Consider the following 14,180-nt stretch of genomic DNA (forward strand, 5'->3'; position numbering starts at 1 on the left):
GTATCAGGCGATCAGCGCTGCGGCCGAACCCTTGGGTTCGGCCAGCGCTCGCTCCACCGGGGTCAGGCCCGAGAGCCGTTCCGCCCGATACGCATCCGCAGCGGTATCGCTCGTCGCGATCAGGCGATCCTGTGCGACGGGACGGGGACGGGCGGCACCGAACAGGCCCAGCGTGGTACGGCTCATAGATTCCTCGGACAGGGCAGCGGGATCATTCCCGCGCGCTGCCCGCATCAATGCCGCACTGCACCCACCGGTTCCGGCTTACCCGTCGATCACGTGCGGCACGAAGCGCGCGGTGTTGCCGGTGATCAGGCCGTCCTCGCGAATGCCGATCCCGGCGGGCTCGCCATCGACCAGCCAGCTGCCGATCACGGGGAAACATCCGGGCGCGGTCTCGGGCAGCCGGTACAACGCCTGGTAGACATAGCCCTCGTCGCCATAATCCCCCGCCGCTTCGGCGACGACGCGCCCGTTCTGCCGGATCGACACGTTCGCGCCCTCGCGCGCCAGCAGCGGCTTGGCGACGGCGTCGCCCTCCGGGATGTCGAAGCTGGCGGGCAGCAGATTGGGATGCCCGGGAAACAGCTGCCACAGGATCGCGAGGATCGCCTTGTTCGACCAGATCATCTTCCAGATCGGTTCGATCCACAGCGTATCGTCGAGGCTCTCGAGCAGCGACGCCGCAAACGCCTCCGCGGTCAGCCATTCCCACGGATACAGCTTGAACAGCGCCTCGATCCGCTGCTCGGCCAGATCGACGAAGCAGCGCCGGTCATGGTCCCAGCCCAGATCGTCGACCAGGATCGGCACGGTCGTGATCCCCGCCGCCTCCGCCGTGTCGCGCAGATAGGATGTCGTGACGATATCCTCGCCCGCCTCGTCCGAGACATGCGCGAAATGGACGACCGGCGGCAGCAGCGGCGCGATGTCGCGCCACTTGGCGACCAGCCGCTCGTGCAGGCTGGTATATTGGTCGAGGTGCGGGAAGCGTTCCTCTTTCCAGCTCCACTGGATCACCGCGGCTTCCAGCAGCGACGTCGGCGTATCGCAATTGAATTCGAACAATTTGGGCGGGCCGGCACCGTCATACCCCAGATCGAACCGCCCGTAATTCAGCGCCGGCGCCTCCGCCTCCCACGCATCGCGAATCGCCTCATGAAAGGGCGCCGGGATGCCGAACCGGTCCAGCAGCGCGGGATCGTCGACGATCGCCTGCCCGGCGGCGAGGAACAGTCGGTACAGCTCCGCCGTCGCCCCCTCGATCTCGGCGATCTGCGCGGTGGAAAAGCGGTAATGGACGCTCTCGTCCCAATAGGGGCGGCCATCGACGCTGTGCCAGACCAGCCCCTCCGCCTCGACCTTCGCCTGCCAGTCGGGGCGTGGATCGGTCGCGACGCGGATCATGCCCGGCCGCTGCCGAAACTATGCGCCGACGCGCCGAACCCGCCGCGGCTGATCGCGCCCGATCGGCTGACGAAGGTATTGGCCGGCGCCCGCGCATAGCTGACGCCGCCCGCGCGGCTGAACGATCCGCCGCGCGCCGTCTCGCCATAGGGCGGGATCACGCTGTTGCGCCCCAGGAAATACCATAGGAACGCGTTGCTGCCGCCCCCGCCATGATAGCCGCTCGCCAGCGCCTGCCGCGGGCATTGGTCGTCGGCGACGCGCCGCCCCTCGCGATCGGTGCAGATCGCGGTGTCGGTCTGCGCGGTCCAGCCATCCGGCTCGGGTTCCGACCGGCCACACCCCGACGCCAGCAGCGCCGCGGCGATCGCCGTCGTGATCCTCAGATCGGTCCTCATGCCCTTCCCTCACAGCCACCGAAACGGCGCACACCATAGGACAGGATCACGGCAGCCACCATGACATGATGCGACGTGCCGGCACATGGGCTCGACGTCCACGCTCATCGCGCATGGGGCCGCTGATGGTCACCCGCTTCGATGCACGGACCCGGGAGGATTAACCAATCTGATGCATCGCCGCGTAACGCTTCGGGGCGGAGAGGCGATGGATGGACACAGGCCTCACCCGCGAGATACTGCATCGCCGCATCGAGGATCAGATGGCCTTGGCCGCGCTGGCGACCGACGATGCGGTCCGCGCCATGCACCGCGATCTCGCCAGCCTGTACCGATCGCAGCTGGCATGCCTCGTCGCTGGTGATACGCTCATGGCGACGGTTGCGATGCTGGGCCTCGACCTGGCGGCGTAATCCATAGCGCCCGCCGTCGACCGCAAGGCCGCTCGGGCAGCATCACGGGCGTGATCGACGACGATCGAACGCATTTTGGGTGATAATTGCAGGGCAACAGGTGGCGCCAAACGGACGTCAATCTAGCGACGCAATAGGGATGGGGCTGCCGGCAAGGTGGCCCAAAACCAACTGTAATTAAAACAAATTTGATATTTGAATGAGAATGGTCCGAAAAAAGGACCACGCTGGATGCGCTTCCTCACCTGTCTCACGCAGGATCACAACCTCTGGCTGGTCGGCCTGGCGGCGCTGTTCTGCCTGGTCGGGTCGGCGATCACGATTCAGCTTCTGGGGCGCATCCGTCAGGCTGAGCCCCGGACTCGGCTGGCTTGGATCTTCATGGGCGGCGTTTCGACCGGCGCGACGATCTGGTGCACGCACTTCATTGCGATGATCGCCTATCAGCCTGGCGTCCGCGTCAGCTACGAACCGCGCCTGACCGGAGTGTCCCTGCTCTTCGCGATCGCGGGCAGCGCCATCGCGCTCAAGGCGGCGACGATGAAGGGGCGTTGGATGCCGGCCTGCGGCGGCGCGCTGTTCGGGCTGGCGGTCACGATCATGCATTACACCGGAATGCGTGCATTCGCGGCGCAGGGCTTCATCAGCTGGGCGCCTGACTATGTCACGGTTTCGATCGTTGGCGTCGTTCTGCTTGGTGCCGCGGCCTTCGATCGAGCCCTCGCGCACAGGCGGTTTGCCGGGGGCTGGTTCGCGACAGGGCTGATGGTCGGTTCCATCGTGGTGCTGCACTTCACCGGCATGGCCGCGATGGCAATCATCCCCTTCGCAGCCGAAGCGGGTCAGGCGGGATCGGACGATGCCGCGATTATCATGGCATTCGCCGTCGCCGGCGTCGGTATGCTGGTGCTCGGCACGGGTCTGTCGACCTATGTCCTCGACGCCCAGGCCAGCGCAGAATCGAAACGGCGGCTGGACGAGGTGCTGGAGGGCAATGTGGATGGCATGGTCGTCACCAGCGCCGGCTGCGTCGTGGCCGCCAACGCGGCCTTCGCGACGCTGGCAGGCCTCTCGCCCGCCGACATCATGGGCCAGCCGATCGAGCGCTGGATCGCCGGCGCCACGACAATCGACGCCGACCGGCTGACGCAATCGACGATGACCGGCATGGACGGCAATATCATCCCGATCGAAATCGCGGTCCGCGTCGATGCGCGTGGCGTCGAACCCCATACGATCTACTCCATTCGCGATCTCAGGGCTCGGCTCGCGCAGGAACGCCGGATCACGCATCTCGCGCGCAACGACAGTCTGACCGGCCTGCCGAACCGGACGTCCTTCCTGGAATGGCTGACGAAACAGGCGTCGCCCGCCAGCGGGCATGCTGCCGTCGCTCTGCTATCGATCGATCTCGACCGCTTCAAAGAGGTCAACGATATCCACGGCCATGCCGCGGGCGACCATCTGCTGATCACGATCGGCGAGCGCATGAAGGCGGCGATGATGCCGGGCGAATTCGTCGCGCGCCTTGGCGGCGACGAATTCGTGGCGGTCCAGCCGGTCAGCGAAGCGGCCGATGCGCTCGCCCTTGCTGAACGGCTGCGCGCCGCGATCATGGAACCGGTCGCGCTGGATCACAGCGAGGCGAGTTGCGGCGCCAGTGTCGGCATCGCGCTATGGCCGCAAGACGCCGACGATGTCTCGGCGCTCATCAACAATGCCGATCTTGCGATGTACCGGGCCAAGGGGTCGATCGCGTCGCACGTCTGCTTTTACGAAGAGGAGATGGATCGCGCCGTTCGCGATCGTCGGCGCATGGTGCAGGAACTGCGCCACGCGCTCGACCACGACGAACTCGCTCTCCACTGGCAGGTACAGGGCGACGTTCGCACCGGCAGAACCACCGGCTATGAAGCCCTGCTGCGGTGGACGAAGGCGGACGGCACCTGCGTGTCGCCATCCGACTTTATCCCGCTCGCCGAACAATCGGGGCTGATCCTGCCGATCGGCGAATGGGTGTTACGGACCGCATGCGCCGAAGCGGCGGTGTGGGCAGAACCGCACAAGATCGCGGTCAACCTGTCACCGGTGCAACTCGGCCACGTCGATCTTCCCAGTCTCGTTCATCAGATCCTGCTGGAAACGGGTCTGCCCGCGTCGCGCCTCGAACTCGAGATCACCGAAACCGCGATGATCGAGGATCACGCACGCACGACCCACGTCCTCCGCCAGTTGAAGGCGCTCGGCGTATCGGTCGCCATGGATGATTTCGGAACCGGCTATTCGTCGCTGTCGACGCTGCGCTCCTTCCCGTTCGACAAGATCAAGCTCGACAAGTCCTTCATGCTCGATCTGGACTGCGGTCCGCAGTCCGCCGCCATCATCCGTGCGGTGCTGGCCCTTGGGGAAAGCCTCTCGATCCCCGTGCTGGCGGAAGGCGTCGAAACCGCGGAGCAACTCGAATTCCTGCGCCAACAAGGCTGCGACGAAGCGCAGGGGTTCCTGCTGGGACGGCCGGCTCCCATCGGTCGGGATGGCACAGCCCGACCGATGATGATGCGCGCGACCGGTTGAGACCAAAGCCGGGCGGGCGATCATCGCGTGGCAGCGCGGTGCGGGCTCGTGACATTCGGCAGGCCTGCCACCTGCACGATCCCGTCTTCGTCCGATTCCCAACACGCTCCCGTCAGGATCAAATCACCGATCGTATGCTTCCGAAAAAGGTCAGGAACGATGCCGTGTCGCCTGCGTAATCCCCCTCACGTGCCGCAATGGCGCTGACGAAGGAGGGTATATGACGCTCAAGATGCTGTTCGCTGCCGTGGCCATGATGGCAGGCACCGCTGGTCTCGCCGGTACGGCCGATGCCCAGCGCCACGATCGCGGCCGTCCCCATTACGACCAGCGCGATCACCGCGACCATCGTGGGTATGACCGCAACCGCCGCGACCGCGGCCACCATTGGGGCCGTGATCGCCGCGAACACTGCCGTATCGTCTATCGTCATCACCGCCGCGTCCGCGTCTGCCGTTGATGGACGGCCTGGGCGGTGCCGAGCATAGGCACCGTCCTGCGGCCACCAGCAGGCGCTCGCCGTAACGCCGGCTCGGACCGTCGCGCAATCGGCCACGATCGCGGCCGCGCTCACCTGCGGTAAACCTTTGCAACGCCAACGATCTGCTCCTCACAGGCCGCAAGGCCGATGCCGCAGAGAGACGATCCATGGCCTTCTACGTCACCATGTCCGCATTCATCGCCGCGAACCTCGCGCTCATCGGGTTCGAAATGCGCCGGGGTCCATCGCGCGCGGGCCAGCTGTCTCTGGTGCCGGTCAACCGGCGGTCCACCCACCGCTGACACGTCCTCATGACATGAGTGGGAAGGGGGAGGCGCTCGGCGCCCCCCTCGCCCGCCTCAGCTCAGATGCGCTTCGTTTTCGGCGATGGCGCCTGCGTCGCTGACAGGCACGGCCGCATCCGCCACTGCCGCAGCGGGCACGCCACCAGTGGTGCCTTCGGCCTCCTCGGCAAGGCGCATCTGCTCGTACGCGACCTCGAGGTCGGCGGGGCCGGACCCGGTCGGCTGCATCGGCAGATCGGTGTAGCTCTCGGGTTCGTGGGTCGGATCGGTCACATCGGCCATGTCGCTCTCCTGCGTGGATCTGGTGGTGATGAACGCACGACCGCGCATTCGGCTCAGGGGCGGCGCATGATGGGCACGATCGATGCGCCGTAGAGTCGGGAAGCTTTTCCAGGCTTTTGCAACGATCGACTGCAATTCGTCGCATCGTCGTTGCCAAAGCACGCTTCATCGTGCGATTCATCAATGCGTTATGGGCCAGTCCATCCCTCCGCAGCGGCTTTCCGACCTCCCCCGCGACGAGTGCATCCGCGCTCTCCACCAGCGGGCAGCAGACGCGCGCGCGCAATGGCAGGCGTCCCGGTCGGCGCAGCCGTCGTTCTGGAGCCGCCTCTTCGGCTGATCGAGCGCGCCGACTATGGCAGGGGTGAGTGCCTCGTCGCGATCGAGCTCAGCCTGAATGCCGTAACCTGGCGCGAGCCGAATCCAGAAAAGCGGATCGCGGCGCCCACCGCGTGGCGGGCAGCCGCGTAACCGACTTACTTTTCGCCAGCGCGCTCGTTGGTGCCGCTCATGTTCAACGAGCGGCGGAAGTCGCTCACGCCCTGCTGCGTGATCCCGTCGAACTGACGCCATCCTGCCTCGGTATTGCAGACGCGGGTCGCCATGAACGATCCCGTCGGCGTCAGCCTGCGGCAGGTCTTCTTCTCGGCCGGCTTGGCCTGGCTATCCGCGGACTGCGCGACGGCAGGCGCCGTACAGGCCACGATCGCCACGATTGCTACCGTCCAGATGCGCTTCATTGGCCCCCCCCTCTTGTTCGCGCCGGATCATGCGTCAGCAATACCGACATATCAAGCGTGGACAGCTGGTGGTGTGCGCGTGCTTTGGCGAGATCACAGGGCTACCGCGCAGTGCGCAATTGGCGGATGTTGCGGCTTATGAACTGATCGGGGACCGGGTAGATGCCCCCGGAAAGCGTCGATGGTGGGTCCGCCGGGGCTCGAACCCGGGACCTCTCGATTAAAAGTCGCTTGCTCTACCGACTGAGCTACGGACCCCCGCCATCGATTGGGGGCACCTAGGGGCGGCGACGCGGCCGGTCAACCGTGTGCGCCAATTGGCGGATCGTCCGCATCGCGCCCGGCATTCGCCAGCCCGGCGCGATGTGCCGCAGTGGGGCGAGCACGAAACCCCGCTCGGCGAGCGCGACATGCGGCACCGTCAGCCCGGCGCTCCGCCAGACGCCACCCGACCACAACAGGATATCGAGGTCGATCACCCGCGCCCCCCAGCGCCGCCCGCGCCGGCGCCCGAAGGCTGCCTCGATTCGCTTCAGCCGCGCGAGCAGCACTGGCGGGGCCTCATCGCTTTCGATCAGGATCGCCGCATTGGCGAAACGGCGGATCGAGGGGCCGAGCGGCGCCGTCGCGATGATCGGGGACGTGGCGACGACCCCGCCGATCGCTGCGATCGCGGCGCGCACCTCGTCCGCCGGACCGCCATGTCGCCCCCGCCGATTCGATCCGATCCCGATCGCATAGATTGCCGTTGCCATTCCCACGCCTTAGGCGATGCCGATGACGATCGCATCCGATAGCCTCCCCGAGAGCCTAGACGCCGCCCCACCCACGGCCCTTTTTCCCGTGGAGCCGCCGCGGGATTGCCCGCTCTGCCCCCGCCTCGTCGCGGCGCGCGAGGCATTGCGCGAACAGAACCCGACGTGGTGGAACGCCCCGGTGCCCGCCTTCGGCGATCCGGACGCGACGATCGCGATTGTCGGCCTTGCGCCCGGTCTGCACGGCGCCAACCGCACCGGCCGCGCCTTCACCGGCGACCATTCGGGAACGCTGCTGTTCGCGACGCTGGTGAAGGTTGGCCTCGCCACCGGCACTTTCGCCAACCGCCCGACCGACGATATCGCCCTCACCGGCGCGATCATCCTCAACGCGGTGAAGTGCCTGCCGCCCGCCAACAAGCCGACGCCGGAGGAAATCCGCACCTGCCGCCAGTATCTCGACGCCGAGATCGCAGCGCTTCCCAACCTGCGCGTCGTCGTCGCACTCGGCCAGATCGCGCATCAGTCGGCGGTGAAGGTGCTGGGCGGCCGGCTGCCCAAGGCGACGTTCGGCCATGGCGCCGAACATCGCATGCCGGACGGGCGGATGCTGGTCGATAGCTACCACCCGTCGCGCTACAATCAGAACACCGGCCGCGTCGACGACGAGATGTTCGAGGCCGTCTTCGCCCGCGCGGTGGCGCTCGCTCAGATGTCCTGAACGAGGCGACCGTACAGCTCCGGCCGGCGGTCGCGGAAGAAGCCAAAGGCGGCGCGGTGGCGGCGGATACGGGCAAGGTCGAGCGTCGCGACGATCACGCCCTCCTCCTCGCGGTCCAGCTCGGCAAGGATGTCGCCGCGCTCATCGGCAATAAAGCTGGTGCCGTAGAAGGTCTGGTCATGCTCCACACCGACGCGGTTGGAGGCAACGATCGGCACGACGTTACTGACCGCATGGCCCACCATCGCACGTCGCCACAGCCGCGCGGTGTCCAGGCTGGTATCATGCGGCTCGCTGCCGATCGCGGTCGGGTAGAACAGCAGTTCGGCCCCCATCAGCATCATCGCGCGCGCGGTTTCGGGATACCATTGGTCCCAGCACACGCCGACGCCCAGCGTCCAGCCGGGCGCGGTCTGCGGCGCCGGCCACACCTTGAACCCGGTATTGCCGGGGCGGAAGTAGAACTTCTCCTCGTAACCCGGACCGTCGGGAATGTGGCTCTTGCGATAGACGCCCTGCACTTCGCCATCGGGGCCGATCATCGCGAGGCTGTTGTAATAATGCGGCCCGTCCGCCTCGAAGAAGCTGGTCGGGATCGTCACCTTCAGCGCTTCGGCCAGCGCCTGCATGGCGAGCACCGCCTTATGCTCGCCGACGGGGGCGGCGTTGGCGAACAGGCCCTCGTCCTCGACGCGGCAGAAATATTCGCCCTCGAACAATTCCGGCGGCAGGATCACGCTCGCGCCCTGCCCCGCCGCCTCACGCACCAGGCGCGACACATTGGCGATGTTCGCGTCGATGTCGTTCGAAAAGGCAAGCTGCAGCGCAGCGACGGTGATCTCGGTCATGACGGTTCCTACAGGGTGACGCCGAATCGCGCGGCGACCGCAACGGTGGCGAGATAGAGCGCAACGGTGACAGCGCAACCGCTGGCGAGCGCGGGCCAGAAGCCGACACCGTGCCGCAGCAACGCCGGGATCACGAGGAACATCGGCAGCGAGGGCAGCACATACCACAGCGTCGCCTGCGCATGGTCCGCCAGTCGAACGGGGTCACCCGTATCGTGCCACAGCCAGATCATGCCGAGCACAGAGACGAGCGGCAGCGACGCCACGAGAGCGCCCGCCGCCGGGCTGCGCCGCGCGATCAGCGCCACGAGTGCGACGATGATACCCGACACGCCGGCCCGGACCAGCAGAGCCGCCATGCGATCAGGCCGGGATCTGCTGGCTGATGCAGTGGAAGCTGCCGCCGCCGGTCAGGATATGGTCTGCGTGCAGGCCCACCACCTCGCGGTCGGGGAAGATCGCCTGGATCGCGGCCACCGCCGCGGCATCGTTCTCGCTACCGTACAGCGGCACGACCACCGCGGCATTGCCGATGTAGAAGTTCATGTAGCTCGCCGGCACGACCTCTTCGTCGCGCAGCACGCGGCCGGGCGACGGGATCAGCACCACCTCCAGCCCCGCGGCGCGTGCATCGCGCTCGGCATGCTGGAAGACCTGCCAATTGGGGTCGTTCTCCGCCGCCTTGGGCAAAGCGACGCGCCCTTCGCCGACGAAGCGGGCGAGGTTGTCGACATGGCCATCGGTATGGTCGTTCAGCAGGCCGTCACCCAGCCAGACGACACGCGTATAGCCCAGATCCTCGCGCAGCCGGCGCTCGATATCGGCCTTGGTCATCGTCGGGTTGCGATTGGGATTGAGCAGGCATTGTTCGGTCGTCACCACCGTGCCGGCACCGTCACCGTCGATCGCGCCGCCTTCCAGCACCCAGTTGCAATAGCCGACCTTCGCCCCGATCGACTTGCCGAGCCGTAGCCCGATCGTGTCGTCGCCCTCCAGATCGTATTTGCCGCCCCAGCCGTTAAAGTCGAAGTCGCGCGCCTCTTCGCTGTTCAGCAGGATCGGCGCGGTGTCGCGCAGCCAGATGTCGCCGAACGGTTCGACCACCACCTCGGCAAAGGGGGCCATGGTCATGGCGGTGTCGCCCGCTTCGGCATCGGCGGCGACCAGGATTACCTTCTCGCCCCGCCCCTCGGCGTGGACGGCACGGGCGAAGGCAACGACCTCCTCGCGCGCCGGCTCCAGATCCTCGACCCACAGGTCGGCGTGGCTCGGGAAGCCGATCCACACGGCCGAATGCGGCGCCCATTCGGCGGGCGGCGGGGCGATAGTCGTCACTTGGCTACTCCGGTTACGGTGGCACGGCTCTTGTCGCGGATGCTGCGGAATTCATCGCCGGGCAGCCAGTTCGGCCAGGCGCGGCTCTCCGCGAGATCGCGGCTCAGCATATAATAGAGCGCGACGTCCTGCTGCACCCCGCTCCAGTCCCAGTTCGGATCATATTCGTCGGACGGCGCGTGGTAGCGGTGCTCCTCATAATCCTTGGCGGCGGCGCGGCCGGCGGCAAGTCCGCCCTTCACGAGGTCCTGCCCCGTTTCGAAATAGACCATCGGCACGCCATGCTTCGCGAGGCTGAAATGGTCGGAGCGGTAGTAGAAGCCCTTTTCCGGCGTCGGCTCAGGGGTCGCATGCCGGCCCTGCCGCTTCAGCGCGGCGTTCAGATAATTGTCGAGCTCCGACTTGCCCGGCCCGATCACGATCACGTCCTTGGCCGGCCCGTACATGGCGAGCGCATCCATGTTGGCGCCGCCCACCGTCTTCGCCAGCGGATAGACCGGGTTCTCGCCATAATAGGCCGAGCCGAGCAGCCCCGATTCCTCAGCGGTCAGCGCGACGAACACCATCGATCGGCGCGCCGGCCCCGCCTTGGCATTGGCCTGCGCCAGCGCCACCAGCGCCGCGACGCCATCGGCATTGTCGACCGCGCCGTTGCAGATGTCGTCGCCGTTCACCGGCGTGCAGCGGCCCAAATGATCCCAATGCGCCGACAGCAGCACATATTCGTCGGGCGCCTCGCGGCCGGGCAGGATGCCGACGACATTGTGCGATACCTGCTTGGCGATCGTGTTGTCGAAGCTGACCGACGCCTTCAGCCCCAGGTCGACGGGCTTGAAGCCCTTCACCTTCGCCGCGGCGGCGAGCGCGTCGAAGTCCTTGCCCGCGCTGGCGAACAGCTTGCGCGCCGCGTCGAGCTGGATCCAGCCATGCGCGGCACTGTCCGTCATGTGCCCGTCGGCGGCGTCGGCGACATGTTCGGCGCCGGTATTGCTGGAGCGCACGACGTTCCAGCCGTAGGCGGCGGGTTCGGTCTGGTGGACGATCAGGACCGCAGCGGCGCCCTGTCGCGCGGCCTCTTCATATTTGTACGTCCACCGCCCGTAATAGGTCATCGCGCGGCCGTTGAAGAGACCCTTGGCCTCCGGCGTCTGCCAGTCGGGATCGTTGATCAGGACGACGACGGTCTTCCCCTTCACGTCCAGCCCGGCATAATCGTTCCAACCCTTCTCCGGCGCAACGATGCCATAGCCGGCGAAGACGACGTCGCTGTTCGTCACGTCGATATGCGGCGTGACGCGATAGGTGCCGACCACCATGTCCGGGCCGTAGGCGAAGCTGAGCGGCGTCTTGCCGCCGGTGATCGTTAGCGGCGTGACGTTCTTTGCGGTGATTTCGACCAGTGGCACGTCCTGCAGCCATTGGCCCTTGTTGCCCGGCTTCAGCCCCGCCTTGGCGAACTGCTGTTGCAGGTAGGCGAGCGTCTTGGTCTCGCCCGCACTGCCGGGCGCGCGGCCTTCGAACGCATCGGACGAGAGCGTCTTGGTGACCGCCTTCATCGTGTCGACGGAGATGTCGGGCGCGGTCTGGGCGATGGCCGGGGTCGCGACGGCAGCGAGTAGGGCGGGCAGGAAAAAGCGGCGCAAGGGAAGCTCCGGCAAGGTCAGCGTTGCTGCGCCTTGTGGCGTGGGGGGCGCGGCTTGTCCACGGGGGCGGATGGCGCATTCCTCCCCCGCCAGGGGGAGGGGGACCGTTCGGCATCAGCCGAATGGTGGAGGGGGAGATAGGCGGCGCACGCCGTGACCCGGCCCACCTTCTGGTTCGTCACCCCGGGCTTGACCGGGGTCCCGCTTTTTTGGCGCAACGTGGGAAGAAGCGGGACCCCGGCTCTTCGGCCGGGGTGACGAGGGGAGTCGTCGCCAACGAAAAAGGGCGGCCCCGCGGGACCGCCCTTTTTGTGCCTCCCGACCGACGCGGGAATTAATCCCGCGTCGTCGGACGGGGCTGTTAGCCCCACCGGCCGGTCTCGCTGACGCTCGACTTAACGCGAGTAGAACTCGACGACCAGGTTCGGCTCCATCTTCACCGGATAGGGCACCTCGTCCAGCGTCGGCACGCGGACGAAGGTCACCTTGGCGTTGCCGTCCGGCGCGACGTAATCGGGGATTTCACGCTCGGCGAGGTTCTGCGCCTCGAGCACCAGCGCCATTTCCTTGGCCTTGGTGCCCAGCGTGATCTCGTCGCCGACGAAGCAGCGACGCGACGCGACGTTGCACTTCACGCCGTTGACGCGGACGTGGCCGTGGCTGACCAGCTGGCGCGCCGCGAAGATCGTCGGCGCATACTTGGCGCGATAGACGATCATGTCGAGACGCTGCTCGAGCAGGCCGATCAGGTTCTGGCTGGTGTCGCCCTTCATGCGGGCGGCTTCATGGTAGCACGCACGGAACTGCTTTTCCGTGACGTCGCCGTAATAGCCCTTGAGCTTCTGCTTGGCGCGCAGCTGGATGCCGTAGTCCGACACCTTGCCCTTGCGGCGCTGGCCGTGCTGGCCCGGGCCGTATTCACGCTTGTTGACCGGCGACTTCGGACGGCCCCAGATGTTCTCGCCGAGACGACGGTCGAGCTTGTGCTTGGCGCTATGGCGCTTCGACATGATAGTTCCTTGGCAACTGTAACGACGTGATCCCGAGCGCGACGAATCACGATCGGGGCTGATCCCGGTTTCGCGCTGCTGATCCCGAAGGAAGGCAGGCCCACCGCTTCACCGGGGTGCGGGGGCTGTTGCGAAGGCGCGCGCCTAGCCGAGGGGCGGCGCGCTGTCAATCGCGGGTGGAGGCGCGGGCGTCCGTCGGCGGTCGGGATCAGCGATTGGGGATCGTGCCGCTGCGCGCATCGTTGGCGCGACGTGCGTCGCTGGCGGCACGACCGTTCGCTTCGTCGATCTGCGCCCATTGCGCCTTGGTGTGGCAGGTGCGCACGGGCAGGTACGACCCGATCGGCAGCTCGCGGCGGCAGATCGGCTTGTCCGCCGCGGGCGTCGGCGCCGGGTCTGGCGTTTGCGCCGCCGTGGCAATCAAGGCGAGGGCGATCAGGGACATGGGCAAAGCCTCCGGGGCAAAAGAGGCAGAAGTCATGACGCAATTCCGCCGCTTGGGAAAGCGCCGATGCTCGACAAGTCCCGTAGCCCCGCTACAGAAGCGCGCATGACGACGACCCTGCCCGGCCCCGATTGCACCACCATGACCGAGGTCCGCGCGGGCGTCGACCAGGTCGATCGCGAGCTGGTCGCGCTACTCGCCCGCCGCTTCGCCTATATGGACGCCGCCGCCCGCATCAAGCCGGAGCGCGGTGCGGTGCGCGACGAAGGCCGCAAGGCACAGGTGATCGCCAACGCCCGTGCGGCGGCGGAGGCGGCGGGGTTGCCCGGCGACGTGATCGCGGATCTGTGGGAACAGCTGGTCGAAGCCTCGATCGCCTATGAGCTGACGCAGTTCGACGCGCGCGCGGCGAACATGGACAATATGGGCACCTGAACGGACACGTTCGGGGTCTATCGTTTCGGTGCTTGCACCACTGACAGAGAGTGCGCCATCGCCGTACATCGGCATATCGCGTGTTGCGGCCCCTAGACTATGGCGTGGCGTGTAGGACAGTGGGGAAAAGCGCGGCCTCGGATCGTCTTTTTCTTACAGTGACTTGACCTGCAGTTTTGATGGCAAGGCGCGGCTTTCGATCCAACACGCGCGGCGCAGCTGGAGGAAGGACGGCTCCCACACTCTTTGTCACCCCGGACTTGGTCCGGGGTCCACTGGGCCGCTGGGGCAACGTTCGAGCCTCCAGACTCCCCCCTCGCCGCAGAGTGGACCCCGGAACGAGTCCGGGGTGACGGGGAGATTGGGGCGACGCCCCATCCCGACCATC

At 66.7% G+C, this 14,180-nt stretch carries 19 protein-coding genes and 1 tRNA gene; 6 read left to right on the top strand and 14 right to left on the bottom strand.

Translation table 11 applies throughout. The features are described from left to right. Positions 1-3 precede the first annotated feature (3 nt). The 3 genes from SPHME3_RS0102865 to SPHME3_RS0102875 all read right to left on the bottom strand — a co-directional run bounded on the left by SPHME3_RS0102865 (position 4) and on the right by SPHME3_RS0102875 (position 1,805). The gene (locus SPHME3_RS0102865; protein WP_017977356.1) at positions 4-186 is read right to left on the bottom strand and encodes a hypothetical protein; all 183 of its coding nucleotides are present in this window, start codon (positions 184-186) and stop codon (positions 4-6) included. Between the two features lie 78 nt (positions 187-264). After that, positions 265-1,407 carry a glutathionylspermidine synthase family protein gene (locus SPHME3_RS0102870; protein ID WP_017977355.1) on the bottom strand — a complete coding sequence of 381 codons (1,143 nt, stop codon included), beginning with the start codon at positions 1,405-1,407 and terminating at the stop codon, positions 265-267. Further along, positions 1,404-1,805, bottom strand: coding sequence for a hypothetical protein (locus SPHME3_RS0102875; protein ID WP_017977354.1), 402 nt, complete (start codon positions 1,803-1,805; stop codon positions 1,404-1,406). The genes SPHME3_RS0102870 and SPHME3_RS0102875 overlap by 4 nt, the downstream gene beginning before the upstream one ends. A 212-nt stretch (positions 1,806-2,017) precedes the next feature. On the opposite strand from SPHME3_RS0102875, the gene SPHME3_RS0102880 reads away from it, so the two are divergent. Both SPHME3_RS0102880 and SPHME3_RS0102885 read left to right on the top strand, forming a co-directional pair. Beyond that, positions 2,018-2,218 carry a hypothetical protein gene (locus SPHME3_RS0102880; protein ID WP_017977353.1) on the top strand — a complete coding sequence of 67 codons (201 nt, stop codon included), beginning with the start codon at positions 2,018-2,020 and terminating at the stop codon, positions 2,216-2,218. 231 nt (positions 2,219-2,449) lie between these two features. Then, the gene (locus tag SPHME3_RS0102885) at positions 2,450-4,792 is read left to right on the top strand and encodes a bifunctional diguanylate cyclase/phosphodiesterase (RefSeq protein WP_017977352.1); all 2,343 of its coding nucleotides are present in this window, start codon (positions 2,450-2,452) and stop codon (positions 4,790-4,792) included. Positions 4,793-4,910: 118 nt separating this feature from the next. Here SPHME3_RS0102885 and SPHME3_RS0102890 read toward each other — a convergent pair whose 3' ends face one another. Continuing rightward, positions 4,911-5,366, bottom strand: a complete 456-nt coding sequence (locus SPHME3_RS0102890; protein ID WP_020486341.1) for a hypothetical protein — start codon at positions 5,364-5,366, stop codon at positions 4,911-4,913. A 74-nt stretch (positions 5,367-5,440) separates the two neighbouring features. On the opposite strand from SPHME3_RS0102890, the gene SPHME3_RS21665 reads away from it, so the two are divergent. After that, positions 5,441-5,575: a hypothetical protein gene (locus tag SPHME3_RS21665; RefSeq protein WP_017977350.1), complete on the top strand. Its 135-nt coding sequence runs from the start codon at positions 5,441-5,443 to the stop codon at positions 5,573-5,575. Between the two features lie 57 nt (positions 5,576-5,632). On the opposite strand, the gene SPHME3_RS0102900 is transcribed toward SPHME3_RS21665, so the two are convergent. Further along, positions 5,633-5,860: a hypothetical protein gene (locus SPHME3_RS0102900; RefSeq protein ID WP_020486340.1), complete on the bottom strand. Its 228-nt coding sequence runs from the start codon at positions 5,858-5,860 to the stop codon at positions 5,633-5,635. 285 nt (positions 5,861-6,145) lie between these two features. On the opposite strand from SPHME3_RS0102900, the gene SPHME3_RS0102905 reads away from it, so the two are divergent. After that, on the top strand, positions 6,146-6,331 hold the full coding sequence (locus SPHME3_RS0102905) for a hypothetical protein (protein ID WP_017977348.1): 186 nt from the start codon (positions 6,146-6,148) through the stop codon (positions 6,329-6,331). 5 nt (positions 6,332-6,336) lie between these two features. On the opposite strand, the gene SPHME3_RS0102910 is transcribed toward SPHME3_RS0102905, so the two are convergent. The 3 genes from SPHME3_RS0102910 to folK all read right to left on the bottom strand — a co-directional run bounded on the left by SPHME3_RS0102910 (position 6,337) and on the right by folK (position 7,355). After that, entirely contained in the window at positions 6,337-6,600 is a 264-nt protein-coding gene (locus SPHME3_RS0102910) for a hypothetical protein (protein ID WP_017977347.1), read from the bottom strand. A gap of 182 nt (positions 6,601-6,782) precedes the next feature. Next, positions 6,783-6,858, bottom strand: a tRNA-Lys gene (locus SPHME3_RS0102915). Between the two features lie 20 nt (positions 6,859-6,878). Further along, the gene (folK, locus tag SPHME3_RS0102920) at positions 6,879-7,355 is read right to left on the bottom strand and encodes a 2-amino-4-hydroxy-6-hydroxymethyldihydropteridine diphosphokinase (RefSeq protein WP_017977346.1); all 477 of its coding nucleotides are present in this window, start codon (positions 7,353-7,355) and stop codon (positions 6,879-6,881) included. Between the two features lie 22 nt (positions 7,356-7,377). On the opposite strand from folK, the gene SPHME3_RS0102925 reads away from it, so the two are divergent. Next, complete coding sequence (locus SPHME3_RS0102925) at positions 7,378-8,076, top strand: uracil-DNA glycosylase (RefSeq protein WP_018250544.1); 699 nt, start codon at positions 7,378-7,380, stop codon at positions 8,074-8,076. Here SPHME3_RS0102925 and aguB read toward each other — a convergent pair. The 6 genes from aguB to SPHME3_RS19950 form a co-directional block, all read right to left on the bottom strand. Next, positions 8,064-8,924 (bottom strand): N-carbamoylputrescine amidase, encoded by an 861-nt coding sequence (aguB, locus tag SPHME3_RS0102930; RefSeq protein WP_018250545.1) that lies wholly within the window; start codon positions 8,922-8,924, stop codon positions 8,064-8,066. The two genes, SPHME3_RS0102925 and aguB, sit on opposite strands and share 13 nt — an antisense overlap. Before the next feature lie 8 nt (positions 8,925-8,932). Beyond that, positions 8,933-9,283 (bottom strand): DUF3147 family protein, encoded by a 351-nt coding sequence (locus SPHME3_RS0102935; RefSeq protein ID WP_017977343.1) that lies wholly within the window; start codon positions 9,281-9,283, stop codon positions 8,933-8,935. Between the two features lie 4 nt (positions 9,284-9,287). Continuing rightward, a complete protein-coding gene (locus SPHME3_RS0102940; RefSeq protein WP_017977342.1) occupies positions 9,288-10,259 on the bottom strand; it encodes an agmatine deiminase family protein in 972 nt (323 codons plus the stop codon). After that, on the bottom strand, positions 10,256-11,902 hold the full coding sequence (locus tag SPHME3_RS0102945) for a M28 family metallopeptidase (RefSeq protein ID WP_017977341.1): 1,647 nt from the start codon (positions 11,900-11,902) through the stop codon (positions 10,256-10,258). Before SPHME3_RS0102945 ends, SPHME3_RS0102940 begins: the two co-directional genes overlap by 4 nt. A gap of 395 nt (positions 11,903-12,297) precedes the next feature. Then, entirely contained in the window at positions 12,298-12,912 is a 615-nt protein-coding gene (rpsD, locus tag SPHME3_RS0102950) for a 30S ribosomal protein S4 (protein ID WP_017977340.1), read from the bottom strand. Positions 12,913-13,120: 208 nt separating this feature from the next. Then, on the bottom strand, positions 13,121-13,357 hold the full coding sequence (locus SPHME3_RS19950; RefSeq protein WP_018250546.1) for a hypothetical protein: 237 nt from the start codon (positions 13,355-13,357) through the stop codon (positions 13,121-13,123). Positions 13,358-13,462: 105 nt separating this feature from the next. Between SPHME3_RS19950 and SPHME3_RS0102960 the strand changes: the two genes are divergently transcribed. Continuing rightward, a complete protein-coding gene (locus SPHME3_RS0102960) occupies positions 13,463-13,792 on the top strand; it encodes a chorismate mutase (protein WP_018250547.1) in 330 nt (109 codons plus the stop codon). Positions 13,793-14,180 lie beyond the last annotated feature (388 nt).

This window comes from Sphingomonas melonis DAPP-PG 224, from assembly GCF_000379045.1.
Classification (GTDB): Bacteria; Pseudomonadota; Alphaproteobacteria; order Sphingomonadales; family Sphingomonadaceae; genus Sphingomonas; species Sphingomonas aquatilis.

Coding starts and splice junctions, on each gene's coding strand:
- aguB (WP_018250545.1), bottom strand. CDS start 8,924: ATGACCGAGATCACCGTCGCTGCGCTGCAGCTTGCCTTTTCGAACGAC.
- SPHME3_RS0102910 (WP_017977347.1), bottom strand. CDS start 6,600: ATGAAGCGCATCTGGACGGTAGCAATCGTGGCGATCGTGGCCTGTACG.
- SPHME3_RS0102935 (WP_017977343.1), bottom strand. CDS start 9,283: ATGGCGGCTCTGCTGGTCCGGGCCGGCGTGTCGGGTATCATCGTCGCA.
- SPHME3_RS0102880 (WP_017977353.1), top strand. CDS start 2,018: ATGGACACAGGCCTCACCCGCGAGATACTGCATCGCCGCATCGAGGAT.
- SPHME3_RS0102925 (WP_018250544.1), top strand. CDS start 7,378: ATGACGATCGCATCCGATAGCCTCCCCGAGAGCCTAGACGCCGCCCCA.
- SPHME3_RS21665 (WP_017977350.1), top strand. CDS start 5,441: ATGGCCTTCTACGTCACCATGTCCGCATTCATCGCCGCGAACCTCGCG.
- SPHME3_RS0102900 (WP_020486340.1), bottom strand. CDS start 5,860: ATGGCCGATGTGACCGATCCGACCCACGAACCCGAGAGCTACACCGAT.
- SPHME3_RS0102905 (WP_017977348.1), top strand. CDS start 6,146: ATGGCAGGCGTCCCGGTCGGCGCAGCCGTCGTTCTGGAGCCGCCTCTT.
- SPHME3_RS19950 (WP_018250546.1), bottom strand. CDS start 13,357: ATGTCCCTGATCGCCCTCGCCTTGATTGCCACGGCGGCGCAAACGCCA.
- SPHME3_RS0102960 (WP_018250547.1), top strand. CDS start 13,463: ATGACGACGACCCTGCCCGGCCCCGATTGCACCACCATGACCGAGGTC.
- SPHME3_RS0102865 (WP_017977356.1), bottom strand. CDS start 186: ATGAGCCGTACCACGCTGGGCCTGTTCGGTGCCGCCCGTCCCCGTCCC.
- SPHME3_RS0102875 (WP_017977354.1), bottom strand. CDS start 1,805: ATGAGGACCGATCTGAGGATCACGACGGCGATCGCCGCGGCGCTGCTG.
- SPHME3_RS0102870 (WP_017977355.1), bottom strand. CDS start 1,407: ATGATCCGCGTCGCGACCGATCCACGCCCCGACTGGCAGGCGAAGGTC.
- rpsD (WP_017977340.1), bottom strand. CDS start 12,912: ATGTCGAAGCGCCATAGCGCCAAGCACAAGCTCGACCGTCGTCTCGGC.
- folK (WP_017977346.1), bottom strand. CDS start 7,355: ATGGCAACGGCAATCTATGCGATCGGGATCGGATCGAATCGGCGGGGG.
- SPHME3_RS0102885 (WP_017977352.1), top strand. CDS start 2,450: ATGCGCTTCCTCACCTGTCTCACGCAGGATCACAACCTCTGGCTGGTC.